The sequence below is a fragment of the Arthrobacter bambusae genome, assembly GCF_022606295.1.
Classification (GTDB): domain Bacteria; phylum Actinomycetota; class Actinomycetes; order Actinomycetales; family Micrococcaceae; genus Arthrobacter; species Arthrobacter bambusae_A.
The window spans coordinates 1-19,059 of sequence record NZ_JAHHZS010000024.1; the positions used below are offsets into that span (position 1 = coordinate 1).

At 65.1% G+C, this 19,059-nt stretch carries 15 protein-coding genes and 1 pseudogene; 4 read left to right on the forward strand and 12 right to left on the reverse strand.

What is annotated here, in order from left to right; all coding sequences use genetic code 11:
* The 6 genes and pseudogenes from KNN17_RS15880 to KNN17_RS15905 form a co-directional block, all read right to left on the reverse strand.
* Window positions 1-411, reverse strand: a pseudogene (locus KNN17_RS15880) (hypothetical protein); the annotation flags it as partial.
* A gap of 102 nt (window positions 412-513) precedes the next feature.
* Window positions 514-1,536, reverse strand: coding sequence for a DegV family protein (locus KNN17_RS15885; RefSeq protein WP_241709953.1), 1,023 nt, complete (start codon window positions 1,534-1,536; stop codon window positions 514-516).
* Window positions 1,537-1,594: 58 nt separating this feature from the next.
* Window positions 1,595-4,123: a leucine--tRNA ligase gene (gene leuS, locus KNN17_RS15890; RefSeq protein WP_241709989.1), complete on the reverse strand. Its 2,529-nt coding sequence runs from the start codon at window positions 4,121-4,123 to the stop codon at window positions 1,595-1,597.
* A 433-nt stretch (window positions 4,124-4,556) separates the two neighbouring features.
* Entirely contained in the window at window positions 4,557-6,071 is a 1,515-nt protein-coding gene (gene glpK, locus KNN17_RS15895) for a glycerol kinase GlpK (RefSeq protein ID WP_241709954.1), read from the reverse strand.
* Between the two features lie 57 nt (window positions 6,072-6,128).
* On the reverse strand, window positions 6,129-6,878 hold the full coding sequence (locus tag KNN17_RS15900; RefSeq protein WP_241709955.1) for an MIP/aquaporin family protein: 750 nt from the start codon (window positions 6,876-6,878) through the stop codon (window positions 6,129-6,131).
* A gap of 174 nt (window positions 6,879-7,052) precedes the next feature.
* A complete protein-coding gene (locus KNN17_RS15905; RefSeq protein WP_241709956.1) occupies window positions 7,053-8,852 on the reverse strand; it encodes a glycerol-3-phosphate dehydrogenase/oxidase in 1,800 nt (599 codons plus the stop codon).
* A gap of 124 nt (window positions 8,853-8,976) precedes the next feature.
* On the opposite strand from KNN17_RS15905, the gene KNN17_RS15910 reads away from it, so the two are divergent.
* Genes KNN17_RS15910 through KNN17_RS15925 form a run of 4 tightly spaced genes read left to right on the forward strand, consistent with a single transcriptional unit; the run spans window position 8,977 to window position 12,915 of the window.
* Window positions 8,977-9,939, forward strand: coding sequence for a sugar-binding transcriptional regulator (locus KNN17_RS15910; RefSeq protein WP_241709957.1), 963 nt, complete (start codon window positions 8,977-8,979; stop codon window positions 9,937-9,939).
* A 54-nt stretch (window positions 9,940-9,993) separates the two neighbouring features.
* Entirely contained in the window at window positions 9,994-10,875 is an 882-nt protein-coding gene (locus tag KNN17_RS15915) for an aldo/keto reductase (RefSeq protein WP_241709958.1), read from the forward strand.
* Window positions 10,876-10,885: 10 nt separating this feature from the next.
* Complete coding sequence (locus KNN17_RS15920) at window positions 10,886-11,833, forward strand: alpha/beta fold hydrolase (RefSeq protein WP_241709959.1); 948 nt, start codon at window positions 10,886-10,888, stop codon at window positions 11,831-11,833.
* Window positions 11,830-12,915 carry a glycosyltransferase family 4 protein gene (locus tag KNN17_RS15925; protein ID WP_241709960.1) on the forward strand — a complete coding sequence of 362 codons (1,086 nt, stop codon included), beginning with the start codon at window positions 11,830-11,832 and terminating at the stop codon, window positions 12,913-12,915. Before KNN17_RS15920 ends, KNN17_RS15925 begins: the two co-directional genes overlap by 4 nt.
* Here KNN17_RS15925 and KNN17_RS15930 read toward each other — a convergent pair.
* The 6 genes from KNN17_RS15930 to mihF form a co-directional block, all read right to left on the reverse strand.
* On the reverse strand, window positions 12,912-15,038 hold the full coding sequence (locus KNN17_RS15930; protein ID WP_241709961.1) for a primosomal protein N': 2,127 nt from the start codon (window positions 15,036-15,038) through the stop codon (window positions 12,912-12,914). The genes KNN17_RS15925 and KNN17_RS15930 overlap by 4 nt on opposite strands.
* Window positions 15,039-15,153: 115 nt before the next feature.
* A complete protein-coding gene (gene metK, locus KNN17_RS15935) occupies window positions 15,154-16,383 on the reverse strand; it encodes a methionine adenosyltransferase (protein WP_241709962.1) in 1,230 nt (409 codons plus the stop codon).
* Window positions 16,384-16,475: 92 nt separating this feature from the next.
* Window positions 16,476-17,723, reverse strand: coding sequence for a bifunctional phosphopantothenoylcysteine decarboxylase/phosphopantothenate--cysteine ligase CoaBC (gene coaBC, locus KNN17_RS15940; protein WP_241709963.1), 1,248 nt, complete (start codon window positions 17,721-17,723; stop codon window positions 16,476-16,478).
* A gap of 26 nt (window positions 17,724-17,749) precedes the next feature.
* Window positions 17,750-18,010, reverse strand: a complete 261-nt coding sequence (gene rpoZ / locus KNN17_RS15945) for a DNA-directed RNA polymerase subunit omega (protein ID WP_078109003.1) — start codon at window positions 18,008-18,010, stop codon at window positions 17,750-17,752.
* 39 nt (window positions 18,011-18,049) lie between these two features.
* Window positions 18,050-18,622 carry a guanylate kinase gene (gene gmk, locus KNN17_RS15950; protein ID WP_078109002.1) on the reverse strand — a complete coding sequence of 191 codons (573 nt, stop codon included), beginning with the start codon at window positions 18,620-18,622 and terminating at the stop codon, window positions 18,050-18,052.
* 54 nt (window positions 18,623-18,676) lie between these two features.
* Window positions 18,677-19,003 carry an integration host factor, actinobacterial type gene (gene mihF / locus KNN17_RS15955; RefSeq protein ID WP_241709964.1) on the reverse strand — a complete coding sequence of 109 codons (327 nt, stop codon included), beginning with the start codon at window positions 19,001-19,003 and terminating at the stop codon, window positions 18,677-18,679.
* Window positions 19,004-19,059: the final 56 nt, after the last annotated feature.

Sequence of the window (19,059 nt, forward strand, 5' to 3'; positions counted from 1 at the left end):
GCCCGCCCGCGCGTCGGCGGCCGTCTGGGCGTCGGCTGCCCAGCCGGTGGTCCAGCCCGGCGGGCTCGCGGGTTCATCGTTCCGGGCCGCGTCCAGCGCGGCAGCGGCGGCCAGTTGGAGATAATCCAGGGTCCGGGAAAGTTCCTCCACCCCGGACGCGAACGCAACAGCCTCCTGGAAACCGGTGACTCCGACGTCGTCGGCCGCTTTGTCCGCCAGCGACCTCAGCGCCGCCACGGCCCCATCCAACACGGCCTGCCGGCCGCCGCGGCCGCCCCGGCCGGGAGGATCCAGCAACGCCAGCCCGCCCGGAACCCCGGCAAGATGCGGAAGACCGGCATGACGGGACACCCCGAAAAGCCCGCGGGACGCAAGGCCCCGCCGCTTGTCGAAGTATCCGATCGCTTCCATGGAAACACTCTGCCAGGAGGCTACGACAAAGTAGGTCCGTCGCTCAGAGGGCATACACGAGCAGCCTGACCGCACTTGCGGCTGGCACGTCGTCGTGTTCGCTTAATCCGTCCCAGCTTCCGCGCTGTCGCGCAGGGGCGTCATGGCGCCAGGCGTGCTGCTCTCCCCGACAACCACCGCCAGGACCCCGAGCCCGGCGTGGGCCGCGAGAACCGCGGGCAGGGCGCTGAGCTGCGGTGGCGGGCAACCGGGGCATTTCTCTCCCAGCCGGGCCGCGAGGCGCTCTGCCTCCGTCAGGTTCCCAAAGTGATGCACGGCGAGCCGCGATTGCCCTGCAGGCCGGGCACTAACATCCGCTGCAACGATTTCTTCGAGCCGCGCGACGGCCTTCGCAGCCGAGCGCACCTTCTCGAGCGGTACGATCTTGCCGCCGTCGACCGCGAGGATCGGCTTGATGGACAGCATCGTCCCAAGCCAGGATGCGGCGGTGCCGATCCGTCCGCCGCGACGCAGCTGCTCGAGGCTCGGCACATAGAAATAGACCTTGGTGCGGGCCCATCGCTCCTCGGCGAAGTGCCGGACTTCGGCCGCCGAACGGCCGTCTGCGGCGGCAACCAGCGCGCTTTGGACGCCCATGCCTTGGGCCATTCCCACAGTGCGGGAGTCAATGACTTCGACGGGGATCGAGACACGATCAGCGGCCATCATGGCTGCATCGGCGGTGCCGGACAGCCCTGCGGAAATGTGGATGGAGACGACGGCTTCGAAACCGCGGTCCCGGGCGGCGAGATAAGCCTGTTCGAACTGGCCCGGTGAGGGCCTGGACGTCTTCACGGACGATCCCGCGGCCAGTGCAAGCGCGAGCGTCTGGGTGATGTCGTCCTCCCCCTCGCCGTAGATCTCCTCGCCCACCATGACTGGCATCGGCACGACGGCGAGGCGGCCGTCGGCAACGAACGCCTTGACCCACTCGGCAGGGAGAGCGGCAGCCGAGTCGGTAACGACGGCGGTGCGCACGACGGCGGGCGCCGGCTCAGTTCCGGCGCGGCCCGGCGTCGTGGACTGACGCAGGCGGGCCAAACGTTCCTTGAGCCACAACCATGCGGGTGGTTCGCGGTCCGTCAAGGGAGCCTCCTGGAGCTGGTGGCCGGCCGCCGGCAAGCGCCGGCGGCCGTTTTCCCGGCTAGGCCGGGACGATGTTCACCAGTTTAGGCGCGCGCACGATCACGGTACGGATGCCGCGGCCATCGAGTGCACGCTGCACGTTCTCGCTGGCCAGGGCGAGCTCGCGCAGGGCGTCCTCACTGATGTCCGGCGAAACGTCCAAGCGGTCACGGACCTTGCCCTGCACCTGCACCACGGCCGTCACAGTGTCCTGGACAAGAAGCGAGGCATCGTGGGAGGGCCAGCCGGCGTTCGCCACCGAGGCCGGGTGGCCCAACTGGTTCCACAGGTCCTCGGCCGTGTACGGCGCGAAGAGGCTCAGGATGACCGCCACGGCTTCGACGGCTTCACGAACGGCGGGGTCTGCGCCACCGGCACCGGAGTCGATGGTCTTGCGGGTCGCGTTGACCAGCTCCATCAGCTTGGCCACCACGACGTTGAACTTGTTGTTGTCCAACAGCTCGGCGGCGTCGGCGATGGTCCTGTGGGTGACGGTGCGCAGCGCGCGGTCACCAGCGGAGACATCGACGCCGGGCTCGCTCGTGACGTCCTGGCCAAGGCGCCAGGCGCGGGCAAGGAACTTTGCGGAGCCCGACGGCGAAACGTCCGCCCAGTCGACGTCGTCCTCAGGCGGGGAGGCAAAGACCATGGTCAAACGGACTGCATCGACGCCGAACTTGTCGAGTTGCTCGCCAAGATCCACACCGTTGCCCAGTGACTTGCTCATGGCCTTGCCGCCGTTGAGGACCTGCCCCTGGTTGAGCAGGGCGCTGAAGGGTTCGTCCGCGTCGAGCATGCCCATGTCGTGGATGACCTTGGTGAAGAAGCGCGCATACAGCAAGTGCAGGATGGCGTGCTCCACGCCGCCCACGTACTGGCCGACCGGCATCCAGTCGTTGATCTTGGCCGGATCGAACGGTCCCTCGGTGTAGTGCGGGGAAACGAAGCGCAGGAAGTACCAGGAGGAGTCAACGAACGTGTCCATGGTGTCCGTGTCGCGCTGGGCGGCCCGTCCGCAGTTCGGGCACTCGACGTTGACCCATTCGAGTGCCGCGGCGAGTGGAGACGTTCCGCGTGGCGAGAGTGCCTCGCCGCGCAGGTTTTCGGGCAGACGGACCGGCAGCTGATCGTCCGGCACCGGCACCTCGCCGCATTCGGCGCAGTGGATGATGGGGATCGGGGTACCCCAGAAGCGCTGGCGGCTCAGGAGCCAGTCGCGCAGGCGGAAGTTGACGAACTTCTCCCCTGTGCCCAACTTCTCCAGGATGTCGATGGCTGCGGGGATGGCTTCGGCCTTGGACAGGCCGTCCAGTTCGCCGGAGTTCATCAAGGTGCCCTCGCCGGCGGTCGCAATACCGGTCTCCGCCGGGTCTTCACCGCCGGTGTTCAGGACCGGGCGCACCGGCAGGTCAAAGGCGCGGGCGAAGTCGAGGTCGCGCTGGTCGTGCGCGGGTACGGCCATGATGGCGCCCGTGCCGTAGTCGGCGAGCACGTAGTCGGCCGCCCACACCGGCAGTCTTTCGCCATTGAGCGGGTTGATGGCGTAGCGGCCGGTGAACACACCGGTCTTCTCGCGCTCAGTCGACTGGCGCTCGATGTCCGACAGCGCCTTGACCTTCTCGCGGTAAGCCATGAGGGAGTCGTGGTGTTCGGGCGTGACCAGGTCCAGCGCCAGGTGCGCATCCGCGGCGACGACGAAGAACGTTGCACCGTACAAGGTGTCCGGGCGGGTGGTGAAGACAGTGACTTCGCGCTCGGCGCGGCCATCCGTGGCTTCGACGGTGAACCGCACGTGGGCGCCCTCGGAGCGGCCGATCCAGTTGCGCTGCATTGCCAGGACGCGCTCGGGCCAGTGCCCCTGGAGTTCGGACATGTCGTTCAGCAAGCGGTCGGCGTAGTCGGTGATCTTGAAGTACCACTGGTTCAGGGACTTCTTCGTGACAGGGGTCCCGCAGCGTTCGCACGCGCCGTTGACTACCTGCTCGTTGGCCAGGACGGTCAGGTCCTTCGGGCACCAGTTGACCGGGGAATCCTTGCGGTAGGCCAGCCCGCGCTCGTAGAAGCGCTTGAACAGCCACTGCGTCCAGCGGTAGTACTCCGGGTCGGAAGTGTGCAGCCGGCGGGACCAGTCGGCAGAGATTGCGTAACGCTTGAATGATGCAGCCTGCGTGTCGATGTTGGCGTACGTCCACTCGCTGGGGTGTGCGTTGCGCTTGATGGCGGCGTTCTCCGCGGGCAGGCCAAAGGAGTCCCAGCCGATGGGGTGCAGGACGTCGAAACCCTTCTGGCGGAGGTACCGCGCCACGACGTCGCCCATCGCGAAGGCCTCGGCGTGGCCCATGTGGAGGTCGCCCGAGGGGTAGGGAAACATGTCCAGGACGTAGCGCCGCTCGCGGGAGCCGTCGTCGACAGGAGTGAAGACTTTGAGGTCTTCCCAGACCTGCGGCCACTTGGCCTCCATCGAGGCGAAGCTGTAGACACCCTCCTCGGGCGCCTCGCCTGCCACTGTTGACTGTGCTCCGGTTTCTGTCTCCGGCTGAACGCTCACTGCTGCCCTCTTCTGTTCTTCCATGACGGTTTTGCCTCCTGCTCCGGGTCCCGGAAGGTCCCGGACACACAAAAGCCCCTCGGCAAGGAGGGGCGGCCGCTCGGTTCGCGATGGTCTAAATCGACGTATACCGGGCGGCTAGCTAAGCAGAAGGATCGCACGCATAAAGCCACCTTACCCGGTTTTTGTTGTGTGTTGTGTGCGAACACGGAACAGTCGCCGCACATCGCGCCGGTGAGCAGCGCACTAGAAAAGGGGCCGGTGACTCCCCGCCATGGTGTGGTGGGCACCGCGAAGCGGGCGGGCGGGAGTTACCGGCCCCTTTTCGGGGCGAGTAGGACTAACTCGGCGGGCGGGGCAGGGGCCGCCCCATCGAAACAGGCGAGGCGGCCCCTAGCTTACGTGAGGCGGCCTCCCTCAACCGAGGTGAGGCCTACTTAACGTCCTCGTCCACCCAATCCATGGACTTGGTCACTGCCTTCTTCCAGAGGCGCATCTGGCGGTCACGCTCGGCGCCGTCCAGCTGCGGCTCCCAGCGCTTGTCCTCGCCCCAGTTCGAGCTGAGTTCGCCGAGGTCCTTCCAGAAGCCGACGGCGAGGCCCGCTGCGTAGGCGGCACCCAGGGCCGTGGTCTCCACGACCTTCGGACGGACCACGGGCACGCCCAGGATGTCTGCCTGGAACTGCATGAGCGCCTCGTTGGCCACCATGCCGCCGTCGACCTTCAACTCGGTCAGCGGAACGCCCGAGTCCGCGTTGACGGCGTCGAGCACTTCGCGGGTCTGGAAGGCGGTGGCCTCCAGGGCCGCGCGGGCGATGTGGCCCTTGTTGGCAAAACGGGTCAGGCCAACGATGGCACCGCGGGCGTCGGCGCGCCAGTACGGGGCGAACAGGCCGGAGAACGCGGGCACGATGTACACGCCGCCGTTGTCCTCGACGCCGGCAGCCAGCGTCTCCACTTCGGGCGCGGAGCTGATCATTCCGAGGTTGTCGCGGAGCCACTGGATCAGTGAGCCCGTGACGGCGATGGAACCTTCGAGGGCGTAGTGCGGTTTGGCGTCGCCCAGCTTGTATCCGAGCGTCGTCAGCAGGCCGTTCTTCGAGTGGACGATTTCCTCGCCCGTGTTGAAGATCAGGAAGCAGCCGGTGCCGTAGGTGTTCTTGGCTTCGCCTGCCTGGAACGCCGCTTGGCCGAACGTTGCTGCCTGCTGGTCGCCCAGGATGCCCGCGACGGGCACTTCGCGCAGCAGCTGCGAGGTGTGCACCGTTCCGTAGACCTCGGAGGAGGACTTGATGGCGGGCATCATCGACGCCGGCACGCCGAACGCATCCAGGATCTCTTGGTCCCATTGCAAGGTGTCGAGGTCCATGAACATGGTGCGCGAGGCATTGGTGACGTCCGTGGCGTGCACGCCACCGTCCACGCCGCCTGTCAGGTTCCACAGGACCCAGCAGTCGGTGTTGCCGAAGATGAGGTCCCCGGCTTCAGCCTTGGCCCGCGCACCCTCGACGTTGTCCAGGATCCACTTGATCTTGGTGCCGGAGAAATAGGTAGCCAAGGGCAAGCCGACCTTTTGCTTGAACCGCTCGGGTCCGCCGTCCTGGCCCAGTTCGTCCACGATGGACTGTGTGCGGGTGTCCTGCCAGACGATCGCGTTGTAGATGGGCTCGCCCGTGTTTTTGTCCCACACGACGGCGGTTTCGCGCTGGTTGGTGATGCCGACGGCGGCGATGTCGTGCCTGGTCAGGTTGGCCTTGGACAACGCGGAACCGACGACCTCCCTGACGTTGTTCCAGATCTCCACTGGGTTGTGCTCTACCCAACCGGCCTGGGGAAAGATCTGCTCGTGCTCCATCTGGCCCGTGGAGACAATGTTGCCGGAGTGATCGAACACGATGGCACGCGAGCTGGTGGTTCCCTGGTCAATGGCGATGACGTATTGCGACATTGTGACGTCCTTGTCTGCTTGCTTTGGTGGATGCGGGATTGGTGTCTGAGCGGTGTACTACTTGGCGACTGTGGCCATGATCGGTATTGAGTGGGCGACGAGTCCGGCGATCGTTCCACCCAGGAGCGGGCCTACGATCGGAACCCAGGCGTAGGCCCAGTCGCTGGAACCCTTGCCCTTGATCGGCAGAATAGCGTGGGCGATACGCGGACCGAGGTCACGGGCGGGGTTGATTGCGTAACCCGTCGGGCCGCCGAGCGAGGCGCCGATGCCGACGACGAGCAATGCCACCGCGAGCGGCCCCAGGCCGGAGGGAGTGCCTCCGAAGGTCAGGATCACGAAGACCAGCACGAACGTGGCGATGATTTCGGTGACGAGGTTCCAGGGGTAGGAGCGGATGGCCGGTCCCGTGGAGAAGACAGCAAGCTTGCTGGCTGCCAAGGGCTCGGCGTCGAAGTGCTGCTTGTGGGCGAGCCAGGCGAAGACGGCGCCAAGGAAGGCACCGAGAAGTTCTCCACCGAAGTAGGTGAACGTGGATGCCGCACTCACGGCCACCCCCGGGGCGAACTCGGCCTTGCCGTCAACCAAGAGACCAAGCGTTACTGCCGGATTCAGGTGCGCACCGGACATGGCCGCCACGTATACACCGGCAAACACTGCAATGCCCCAGCCAAAATTCACCATCAGGAATCCGCCGTTGTTGCCCTTTGTGCCCTTGAGCGCGACGTTTGCCACAACGCCACAGCCAAGGAGGGTAAGCATGCCGGTTCCGAACACTTCGGAAAGGAAAACAATTCCGAGAGACATCTTTGACTCCTCATTTTCTTCTGTTGTCAGCCCTGCAGGTTTTGTGGGGGCCGTTGGTCCGGCGTCTGTTTCCGCCGTCCCGGTTGCGGCCCTCCCTTGCCGAGCGGAGCACCGCAACCCTTGCGTCCGGGCTTCTTGCCCCGAACAATCAAGCTGATGTGACGTACATTACGTTCATGCGACGAGGCTGTGAACAGTCACGCCATGAAAACGCAGAAGCACCTCCTGCGCGTGATGGATTTCCGCTTCGCGCTTTGCCGCATCCCAGCCGAGCCGGACTGCGAGGACCTCGGCGATTTCGTTGAGGAGCTCCCCCGTCACGAGGCCCCGGAAGGCCAGCGAAGTGCGGCGGATGAGGACATCCACGAGGTGACCGATCTGTTCCTTGGCTGCCATGAACTCGAGCTCCCGAACGCTGAGCTCGTTCGTGGACCGGAGCTTCCGGTCCTCGCCTGCCTTGAGGTAGGCAATGACGTCCTCGGCGCGGGTGCCATAACGGGTCAGCAGGCCGCTGACACGATCGGCACCGAGGCCGGGCGCCATGTGCTTCTTGACCCAGTCCTGGATTCCGTCCTCACTGTCCGGGAAACCCAAGCCGCCGCCGATGGCGAGTTTCGCCGTCGAAATCTTTCGCTCCATGCCCAGTTCCCGGAGCACATCGTTGCTCAAGTGTTCGGCAAGGGCCCGGAAAGTGGTCCACTTTCCGCCGATCAATGAAAGTACGACGGCGGCCTTGCCGCCTTGGGCAACGGCCGCGCCGGACGCTTCCCGCGTGCTTCGCTCGATGCGGTAGTCGCGGGATACGAAGCCCGGCTGGGTATCGTCGTGGCGCGGGAGCGGTCGGACGCCGGCGAAGCTGTAGACGATCTGGCTGCGCTCGACCGTGATCGACGGGAAGACATGTCCGACGAGGTCGAAGAAGTAGTCGATCTCGGCTTCCGTGCACACGGCATCCTGGGCCATGTCCGCCTCGACGTCGGTGGTGCCGACCAGGACGCGGTCACCCATTGGATAGATCAGGACGATCCGTCCGTCCGTGTGTTCGAAGAAGATCTCGCGGCCTCCGCAGGCTGCGAGCAACTCCGGGTGGTCCAGGACAATGTGGGAACCTTTGGTTCCGCCCATGAATCGGCTCGCGGCCCCCATTGCCTCGTTGGTGAGGTCCACCCAGGCGCCGGTGGTGTTGACGATCACGTCGGCCTGGAAGCTGAATTCCTCGCCCGTGAGTTCGTCGCGCAGCACCACAGCGCCGGCTGAACCAGCGGCGGTGTCCGTCGAAACGAGGGAGACGTAATTGCTGGCCCGGGCGCTGCCGCCCGGTAAGCCGCTACCGATGCCCGCCTTTTCGCCGTCCTGCAGCACATCGAGCGTCAGGCGCTCCGGGTTGTGCACTGACGCGTCAAAGTAGGTGGCTGCGTACTTGATGCCAGGGTGCAACCGCGGCAATTCGGCCAGCGCCCTCTCCCTGCCGCGGAACTGGTGGCGCGGAACGCTGCCTCCGTCGCGGGAGAAGAAGTCGTACATGCCCAGTCCGAGCTTGATGAGGAACGCGCCGCGCTCCTTCGGCTTGCCTTGCTTGTGCGTGAGGAAGCGCGTGGGGGCGGACAGTATCCCGGAGAAGGTGCTGAAGATGGGGATGGTTGTCTGCAGCGGCTTGACGTAATGCGGGGCGATCTTCAACAGCCGGTTGCGCTCGACGACCGATTCCTGGACGAGCCGGAATTCCCCGTTCTCGAGGTAGCGGATGCCGCCGTGGATCATGTGGGATGAGGCGCCGCTGGCGCCCTGGCAATAGTCACCGCGTTCCACGAGGGCGACGTCCACGCCTTGCAATGCCAGATCACGGAACGTTCCGACGCCGTTGATGCCGCCTCCGATGATCAGCACCTGGGCCTTCGGCCGCTCGCGGAGTGCCGAAACCGAGGTCCGGAGTGGTGATTCTGCTGCGGAACCGGAATTGCTGGTGTATCCCAAAACTGCTCCCTTGGGCTTTGGTGTATGCGCTGCATCACTTGACGTCGCACCTTGCACAACTATTCTTCGAAGGAATGGAAAATGAAATCAAGCTATTTGCACAAACGTGCAGAACGGAACTGAGATGCCACGATCACGACATTCAGAGGCCCTTCGGGCGGCTCAGATGTACTACCTCCAAGACCTCACGATGGACGCCATTGCCCGCGAACTCCGGACCTCCCGCTCAACCGTCTCCCGGCTGCTGTCCTCGGCCCGCGAATCGGGACTGGTCCAGATCCAGATCCGCAGTCCCCTTGATTCCGCCCCCGAACTGGAGCGCATGATCCGCAGCCACTACGGCGTCGATGTGCACGTGGTACCGGTCATGGACACCTTGAACGAGGCGGAAACCCTGGACCGGGTGGCGACTCAGGCCGCACGCACCATCGGTCCCCTCGTCGATTCCAACGCCATCATCGGAGTGGCCTGGGGTGCGACCATCAGCGCCGTCAGCAGGCACCTGACCCGCAAGATCACGCACGGCAGCACTATCGTGCAGCTCAACGGCGCCGGCAACATGCAGACCACCGGCATCACCTATGCCAGCGACATCATGCGCCGTTTCGGCATCGCCTACGGGGCGCGGGTGGAACAGTTCCCGGTGCCCGCTTTCTTCGACCACGCCTCCACGAAGACCGCCATGTGGAATGAGCGCAGCGTCCAGCGCGTGCTCGACCTCCAGGCCAGGATGAGCATCGCCATCTTCGGTGTCGGCTCGGTGCATTCGGACTACCCCAGCCACGTCTACGCAGGCGGCTACCTTGATGAAACAGACTTGAACCTGCTTGCCAGCTTGGACGTCGTGGGCGATGTTGCCACCGTCTTCTTCCGTGCCGACGGCTCCTCCGACGGCATCACCCTCAACGAGCGGTCCACCGGCCCAAGCCACGAGCAATTGCGGCAGGTCCGCCGCCGCATTTGTGTCGTCTCGGGTGCCTCCAAGATCAACGGGCTGCGCGGAGCCCTTGAAGCGGGGCTGGCAACGGATCTGATCCTGGACGAGGCCACAGCGAAGCACCTGGTCAGTTTCGGCAGCCCTTCCTGAAAAACTGAAGGACCCTGAAACATTCCCGGCATCGAGGTAGGTAGAGTCTTGGCTATGAAACCCTCGCCTCGGCTCAATCTCAACAACGGTGTCTTGATTGACCAGTTGGGGTTCGGGCTCTACAAGGTGCCCCCGACGGAAACCACGTCTTTGGTCGCCACTGCGCTAGGCGCCGGCTACAGGCATTTCGACACAGCCGCAATGTATGGGAACGAATCCGGCGTCGGCCGCGGCATCGGCAGTGCTGTGATATCCCCGCCGGGAGTGGACAGCAACACGGGAGGCTCCGGGGAAGGCACTCACGGACTCTCCCGCGAAGACGTTTTTGTCACCACCAAGCTCTGGAACGACGACCAGGGCTACGACTCCACGCTGCGCGCCTTCGATTCCTCCATGGCCAATCTGGGCCTCGACTACGTCGACCTGTACCTCATCCATTGGCCGTGCGCGGGGCGCGGCTTGTTCCAGGAGAGCTACCGTGCCATGGAAACCCTGTACCGCGAAGGCCGCGTTCGCGCGATCGGAGTCTCCAACTTCCAGCCGGCCCATCTCGAGGCACTCATGGAAAAAGCCGAAGTGGTTCCAGCCGTGAACCAGATTGAATTGCACCCATGGTTGCAGCAGACCCGGCTCCGCACGCTCCACGAGCAGCTGCGCATCCGCACCGAGGCGTGGAGCCCTCTGGGCCGGGGCCAGGTCCTCCATGATCCGGCCGTCCGTGCACTCGCGGACAAGTACGGAAAGACACCCGCGCAAATCATCATCCGCTGGCACCTCCAGCTGGGAAACATCGTCATCCCCAAAGCGAGCACGGCGGCACGCATCCAGGAGAACTTCGACGTCTTCGGCTTCGAGCTTGATGCCGACGACATGGATGGCCTGGCCGCACTCGAACGCCACCACCGCACCGGGTCACACCCGGACAACGTCAACTAGGACCTGCCGAATGGAACAAGTGGACACAAACCACTCCCCCGAACCCGTACCTGCCTCCCCACGGGAGTTCTTCAGCAAGGCCCTGGCCGCCCGGACGAGTGCCTCAGACATCGACCTCGACGGCAGCAACGTCGCCTATTGGTGCTACGAACCGGTCACGGGGACCGCGGATACCCGGACCATACTGGTCATCCACGGTTTCCGCGGGGACCACCACGGCCTCCTCCGCGTAGTAGACCACCTGCCGGAAATGCGGGTCATCATGCCCGACCTCCCCGGCTTTGGCAGCTCGGAGCCTTTCGCCGGAGACCCCCACACCGTGGAACGCTACGGGAAGTTCATCACCGGTTTCATGGCGGCCCTTGGCCTCGGACCGGACACGGTTCTCCTGGGGCATTCCTTCGGATCCATCGTTGCCAGCCACTTCGCCGCATCGAATCCGGGCGCCATCCGTCCGCTGATCCTGGTCAATCCGATCGCCGCTCCCGCGTTGGAGGGGCCCAAGGGGCTCATGACCAAGCTGGCAGTCCTGTACTACCAGGTCTCCGCCAAGCTCCCCCGCCGGCTGGGACTCGCCGTCCTGCGCAGCCGCCTGATTGTCCGTGTCATGAGCGCAGCGATGGCCAAGACCCGGGACAAGGAACTCCGGGGCTTTGTCCATGGCCAGCATGATGCGTACTTCTCGGCGTTCGCCGACCGCGCGAGCCTCCTGGAGTCCTTCCGGGCTTCGGTCTCCAGCCATGTGTCCGAGGTCGCCGGGCAGCTGGACCTCCCCGTTCTGTTGGTGGCCGGCGAAAAAGACGAGATCGCCCTGCTCCGGGACCAGCACAAGCTGCTGGACCTGTTGCCGGACGGCGCGCTGGAAGTGATTCCCGACGTCGGGCATTTGATCCACTACGAGACACCGGCGCCCGCCGCCGCCGCCATCCGCAGCTTCCTGGAGGAACACCCCGCGTGAAAATCGTCATAGATGCCCGCTTTACCCGCACGGACCATCATGACGGGATCAGCCGCTACGGATCGAGCCTCATAGCAGCGACGTCCAAGATAGCCGACGTCACGATGCTCATCAGCGACAAGCGCCAGTTGGCACTCCTCCCGGATGTCCCCTACGTTCACATCAGCAGCCCGCTCTCCCCCCGCGAACTGTTCGTGGCGCGCGAGGTCAACAAGATCGGGGCCGATGTTGTGGTTTGCCCCATGCAGACCATGGGAACCTGGGGCCGCAAGTACGGGCTCGTCCTGACCCTGCACGACCTCATCTACTATGAACACCCCGCCCCTCCCGGCTTCCTTCCGGCGCCCGTGCGTCTCCTTTGGCGGCTGTACCACAAGGCCTACTGGCCACAGCGATTGCTTCTCAACAGGGCCGACATCGTCGCGACCATCAGCCACACCACCGAGTCGCTCATGGCCAAGTTCAATTTGACCCGCCGCCCGGTCCGCATCGTGGGCAACGCACCCCAGCCGGGCCAGAAGCCGCGGGATTCCGAGGCCGGCGCCGAGAAATCCCTGCTCTACATGGGCTCGTTCATGCCCTACAAAAATGTGGAAACCATGATCCAGGGCATGGCCGGATTGCCCGGATTCACACTGCACCTTCTCAGCAGGATCACCCCCCAGCGCCGGGCCGAGCTGGAGCCCCTGGTCCCGCCGGGTGCGAAGGTCGAGTTCCACAACGGCGTGACGGACGCCGAATACGACTCCCTCCTGCTCCGGGCCACCGCGCTTGTCAGCTTGTCCAAGGCGGAAGGCTACGGGCTTCCCCTGGTCGAGGCGATGGCCCTTGGCACTCCCGTGATCGCCAGCGACACCCCCATCTTCCGGGAGGTAGGCGGGGACGCCGTGAGCTATGTGAACGCCGAATCGCCCGAGGAATTTGCCGCGGCGGTCAAGGCCCTTGAAGACGGCGAATTGTGGCAGGTGCGCTCACGCCGCTCTGTGGAACGTGCGGCTGATTTCAATTGGGACGAGTCGGCGCGCCAGCTTCTGGCCGTGGCCGAAGAGATCGTTGCGATGCGCAGCCGCAAGCGGCGCTAGAGGACATCGACGCCGTCGAGCCGCAACTGCACCGGTCCCGACGTGCGCTTGGCCGCACTGGCAGCTTTGACTGCACGCATGGAACGGGTGGCAACAGCTGCTTGGGCATAAGGGATGAAGAAGAGCGTCCGGACGTCCGGATCGCCCTCTTGTTCTGCTCCGCGCTTGGTGGACAGCGTGAGGGCGACCGGCGCGGGGCCAGCGGTGCGGAGCTTGATGGCTTCGGCAAGGCTTTCGGTGAAGTGCACGACGTCGGCCCGCTTGCCCGTCACGGACGCGATCCGCACGGAGGGCGGCAACTGGAGTTCCTGCCGCAGCGCGAGCTCACGGGAGGCATATCCGGCAGGATCCCAGCGCAACAGGGCCCCGGTCGCCGTGGCGTCGTCCGCGGTGATGACGACGAGCCCGCCCTCATGCGCGGACCGCACGAGGGCTGCCGCATTGAACCATCGCCGCACGGTGTCCTCACCGGCGCGCAGGTTCTCCCGGCGCAGGAGCGAATTGCCATCCAGGAGCAGCGCGGCCGCGTAGCCGCCGCTGGCGATCGGCTCGGCCCCCACGGTGGCCACCACCAGTGCATGGGCATCCGACACCGTGGCCTTGACCTGGTCTCCCGACGACGTCACGACGGCCTTGCCGGGAAAAGCCCTGCCCAGTTCTTCCGCGGTCCGCAGCACACCCGCGGCACCCCTGCGAAGTCGGACTCCGCCGCAATGCCGGCAGCGCCACTCCGGGGCCGGGGTGGAGCACCAGCGGCACTGCGGCAAGGCCGATTGTCCGGCTATGGCAAGGGGTCCCTGGCAGTTGTTGCACCGGGCGGACTCGCGGCAATCCTCGCACACAAGGGATGGGGCATAGCCGGCCCGGGCCACCTGCACCAGGACAGGTCCCCGTTCCAGGCCCTCCTTGGCGGCCCGCCAGGCCGCACCGGGCAAACGTGCAACCCTGGCGAGAGGGTCGCGCTCCTGCTCGAAGCTGTCAGCTGTATTGAGCACCCGGGGCGTGCTGGAGCGGACCACCGGCCGGGGAGCCTCCACCGGAACGGCCCAACCGCCCTCAACAAGCCGCTGAAGTTCGGTACTGCGGCTATGCGCGGCCATGAGGCAAGCAGCCGCTTCCTGTTCTGCACGCAAGAGCAGGACTTCCCTGGTGTGCGCGTACGGAGCGCGCTGGTCAATGTGCAGGTCGTCGCCGTCGTCCCAGCACACCACGAGTCCCAGGTCCTGCACGGGGGCGTAGGCGGCGGAGCGAGTGCCGACCGCAACCTTCGCGGCGCCGCTGAGGAGCCGAAGGTAACTACGGTACCGCGGTGTCTGGCCGTCGTCGGCAGTCAACCGCGCGACGTCGCCCGGCGGCAGGACAGCGCGCAGGGCAGCTTCCATGCGGTCGAGGTCACGGTAGTCGGGCACGACGACGACGGCGCCGCGCCCGGAGGAGCGGACGGCTGCCACCGCGGACGCCACAAGCTCAGGCCAGCCAGCTGTGCCGAAACCCTGCGTCGCAGTCAGGACCGCGCGGGGTGAGCCGCCCCCGGCGAGGTGTTGCAAGTACGGTGCTCCGTTGGCGTAGGAAGCCCAGTCGGCGTGGGCCCGCGAGGTGGAGACCTCGGCAGCCGCATTGTCTTCCTCCGGCCCATCCAGCAGGGGATCTCCGGAGAGGAACAGTTTCTCCAGCCGCGCGACGCGGGGAGGAATGGCGGTGCGGAGGACATCGCTGAGGGTCCCGGCGTAGCGGGCCGCGACGCTCGAGGCAAGCTCCAGCAACGCCGGAGTCAGCACCGGAACCGCTGAAACTACCTTGAGAAGCGGAGTCAGGGAATGTCCGGCTTCCGACGATTCCACGCGCTCCAGGACGTAGCCGTTGAGTTCCTGGCCGCTGAAGCGGACTTTGACCCGGACGCCTGCCAGGGCGGTGTCCTCCAACTCGGCCGGGACGCTGTAGTCAAAGGGCCTGTCCAGATGCGGCAAGGAGGATTCGATCAGGACCCGTGCCACCGGATTGCCCGCGGCAAGGGGTGGCCCCACGGCGTCGCTCCCGCGGGAAGGGAAGCCTTGCAACAACGACGGCTGATGGGACGGCGAAGGCAAGGAAAGGGCAAACGGAAGCAATGAACCATCGCCCATGTTGTCACCTCCTTGGAGTGCCGGATGCCTTGGTCCAATCCAAGCAGGTACCACCGACAATGTCCGGTATGGCACCCGGCTCGCGGCCGGCACCGACTGTCACGGGCAAGCCGGTTCAGGCGTTGAAGAATTCCTTCAGCTCGTCCACGCGGTCCAGGCGTTCCCACGTGAAGTCGGGCTCTTCGCGGCCGAAGTGCCCATGCGCCGCCGTCTTGGCGTAGATGGGCCGCTTGAGGTCGAGGGCGTCGATGATGGCGCGCGGACGGAGGTCGAAGATCTCGGCAATCGCTTCGCTGATCTTGGCCGGGTCCACAGTCTCAGTACCGAAGGTCTCCACGTAGGTGCCCACCGGACGCGCCTGGCCGATGGCGTAGGCGATCTGGATTTCGGCCCTCTTGGCCAAACCAGCGGCCACGACGTTCTTCGCTACCCAGCGCATCGCGTAGGCCGCCGAACGGTCCACCTTGGACGGGTCCTTGCCGGAGAAGGCGCCGCCGCCGTGGCGGGCCATGCCGCCGTAGGTGTCGACGATGATCTTGCGGCCGGTCAGCCCAGCGTCGCCGACGGGGCCGCCGATGACGAAGGCGCCGGCAGGATTCAGGATATTCGCGACGTGGGAGATGTCCAGATTGGCCGCAGCCAGGACGGGATCGATGACGTGGGAGGCAAGATCGGCGCGCAAGCGATCCAGGTGGGTCCCTTCGGCGTGCTGGCTGGAAATCACCACCGTTTCAACGGAAACCGGACGGTCGCGGTCGTAGCCGACCGTCACCTGGGTCTTGCCGTCAGGGCGCAAGTAGGCCAGCTCGCCGTTCTTGCGGACTTCGGTGAGACGCTCGGAGAGCCGGTGGGCGAGCCAAATGGGCGTCGGCATGTACGAGGGTGTCTCATCGCTCGCGTAGCCGAACATGATGCCCTGGTCACCGGCGCCCTGGAGGTCGTAGTCGTCCTCCTGGCGGCCTTCGCGGGCTTCGAGCGAATTGAAGACGCCGCCGGCGATGTCGTTGGACTGCTGTCCGATGGAGACAGACACGCCGCACCGTGCGCCGTCGAAGCCGTTGGCGGACGAGTCGTAACCGATTCCGAGGATGGTCTCGCGGACGATCTGCGGGATTTCAACATACGCGTCCGTGGTGACTTCACCGGCTACGTGCACCAAGCCGGTGGTCGCCATGGTTTCAACGGCCACGCGCGACTCGGGGTCTGCCGCCAGGAGCGCGTCGAGGATGGCGTCGCTGATCTGGTCGCAGATCTTGTCCGGGTGCCCTTCCGTGACCGACTCTGAGGTGAAGAGCCGGAGCTTGGACGGGGTGCCGTGGGATTCATGGTGCAGCGGTAAAGTCACTCGACTACCTTACTCGGTTGGGGGCGACCGGCTTCCGCCGTATGTCCCTGTGCTAAGGATGGACCAGCTGCGGAATGAGTGTCACCCGATGGCTAGGGGGCCGGGTGTACGCGGCTCAGTTCAGTGCTGATGCGGTCAATAACAGCGGCGGCGACGTCCGATTTGGAACCCGCCGCCGATTGCGGCGCCGCGCCATGGCCGGAGAGAATGATCACAGAATTCTGGTCTTGGCCAAACACGCGCCCGACGCCGACCTGGTTGACCACCAAAAGGTCGCAGCCTTTGCGTTTGAGCTTGGCAGTGGCGTGCTCCAGGACGTTCCCGTCCTCGTCGCCGGTTTCGGCCGCAAACCCGACGATCAACTGCGTGGATGCCTCGGCGTCGCGGCGCACCACCAGCTCATGCAGGATGTCCGGGTTCTGCACGAGGCGCACCACGGGGGCGTCATCGCCGTTGACCTTCTTGATTTTCGTGTCCGAAACCTCGGCCGGGCGGAAGTCTGCGACTGCTGCGGCCATGATCACGACGTCGGAGCCGGCGGCGGCTTCCAGCGCGGCGTCACGGAGCTCCAATGCGGATTCAACCTGGATCAGTTCGACCCCGGCCGGCGCCTGGACATCCATGTGGGCAGCGAGGAACCTGACATGGGCACCTGCGGCAAGGGCCGCGGCGGCCAGCGCTACACCCTGCTTGCCTGAAGACCTGTTCCCCAGGAAACGGACCGGATCAAGGGCTTCCCTGGTGCCTCCTGCAGAAATGGTGATGGTGCGCCCGGCGAGGGGTTGCGGGGCCGCCATCAGGGTTGCGGGTGCGGAGGCGTCGAGCAGAGCCACCGCGGCCGCGAAGATCGCTTCCGGTTCGGGCAGCCTGCCCGGCCCGGAGTCCACGCCCGTCAGCCGGCCCACAGCGGGTTCCAGGACAGTGATGCCCCGGCTGCGCAACGTTTCCACATTCGCCTGGGTGGCCTGGTTCTGCCACATTTCGGTGTGCATCGCGGGGGCGAAAAGTACCGGGCCATGGGCCATGAGGAGCGTGTTGGTGAGCAAGTCCCCCGCTTGGCCGGTTGCTGCCTTGGCCAGCAGGTCGGCAGTTGCCGGGGCCACCACAATGAGGTCCGCCTCATGGCCGAGACGGACGTGGTTGACCTTCTCCACGTCGTCGAAGACGCTGTTGCTCACCGGATTGCCCGAGAGCGCCTCCCAGGTGGCCACGCCGACAAAGCGGGTGGCAGCCTCTGTGGGAATGACCGTCACGTTGTGTCCGGCTTCAGTAAAAAGCCGGAGGAGCGATGCAACCTTGTAGGCTGCGATCCCTCCCCCGACTCCGAGGACTATGCGCACGTGACCTCCGTCAACAGGCAGTCTGTTTACTCTGCGGGCTCGATGGGAGTGGAAACCAGCAGGCCTTCGTTGATCTCGCGCAAGGCGATGGAAAGCGACTTTTCGTTCAGCTTCGTGTCGACCAGCGGGCCAACGTACTCGAAGAGGCCCTCGTGGAGCTGTGCGTAGTAGGCGTTGATCTGGCGCGCGCGCTTGGCGCCGAAAATCACCAGGCCGTACTTCGAATCGGCAGCAGCAAGCAGCGAATCGATCGGCGGGTTGATGATGCCTTCAAGGTTCGTGGACACGAAATCTCCAAATTCTAACGGGCTGACAAGTGCTAGCGCTTAGCGCTGGTGCGGGGTAAGCCCCATGAGTGAAACAAGCTCGTCCGCTGCCCGGCGTACGTCGTCATTGATGACGGTGTGGTCAAACTCCGGTTCAGCGGCAAGTTCCAGTTTAGCGGTTTCCAGCCGCCGCTGCTGTTCCTCCGGGGTTTCGGTGCCGCGCCCTACCAGGCGGCGCACCATTTCGTCCCAGCTGGGCGGAGCCAGGAACACGAAGTTGGCGTCCGGAACTGCCGCCTTGACCTGGCGGGCGCCCTGCAAATCGATCTCCAACAGCACGGACCTGCCTTCGGCGATGGCCGCGTCCACGGTGCTGCGCAGCGTGCCGTAACGGTTTTTACCATGGACGACCGCCCACTCAAGCAATTGCCCGGCGTCAACGAGTGCGTCGAATTCTTCGGCGGACTTGAAGTAGTAGTGGACACCATCCTGCTCCCCCGGCCGCGGCGCACGGGTGGTGGCTGAAACCGACAGCCAGACTTCGGGGTAATTGTCCCGGATATACGTGGATACTGTTCCCTTGCCAACGGCAGTGGGGCCTGCGAGGACAGTCAGTCCCGGATTCTTGCTCACATCGTCCTTCGTGGAGATTCTATATACGCCGCATTTGTTAAACGCTGTATTCGTTCAAACGCTGTATTTGTCTTCCATAAAATCTATCAGCGACCGGGACTGGTGAATTCCCAGGCCCCGGAGCCTGCGCGAAGGGGCGATGCCGATTTCCGCCATGATGGCCGCGGCCCGGACCGGACCAATGCCGGGAACAGCCTCGATGAGCTCGGAAACGCGCATGCGGGCGATTGCCTCGTCGGTTTGTGCCGACTTGATCAACCCAGCAAAGCCGAGTTCGCCGGTCCTGAGCTGTTCCTTTGCGAGAGCCCGCCGTGCCCGGGCTCTCGCAGCCTTCTCCAAGGCATCGGAACGTTCCTCTGGCGACAATGCCTTTAAGGTCACTGACACATCCCCCTTTGGCCGGCATCGAGTGCGTTGCGGATTTGGACTGATCCCGA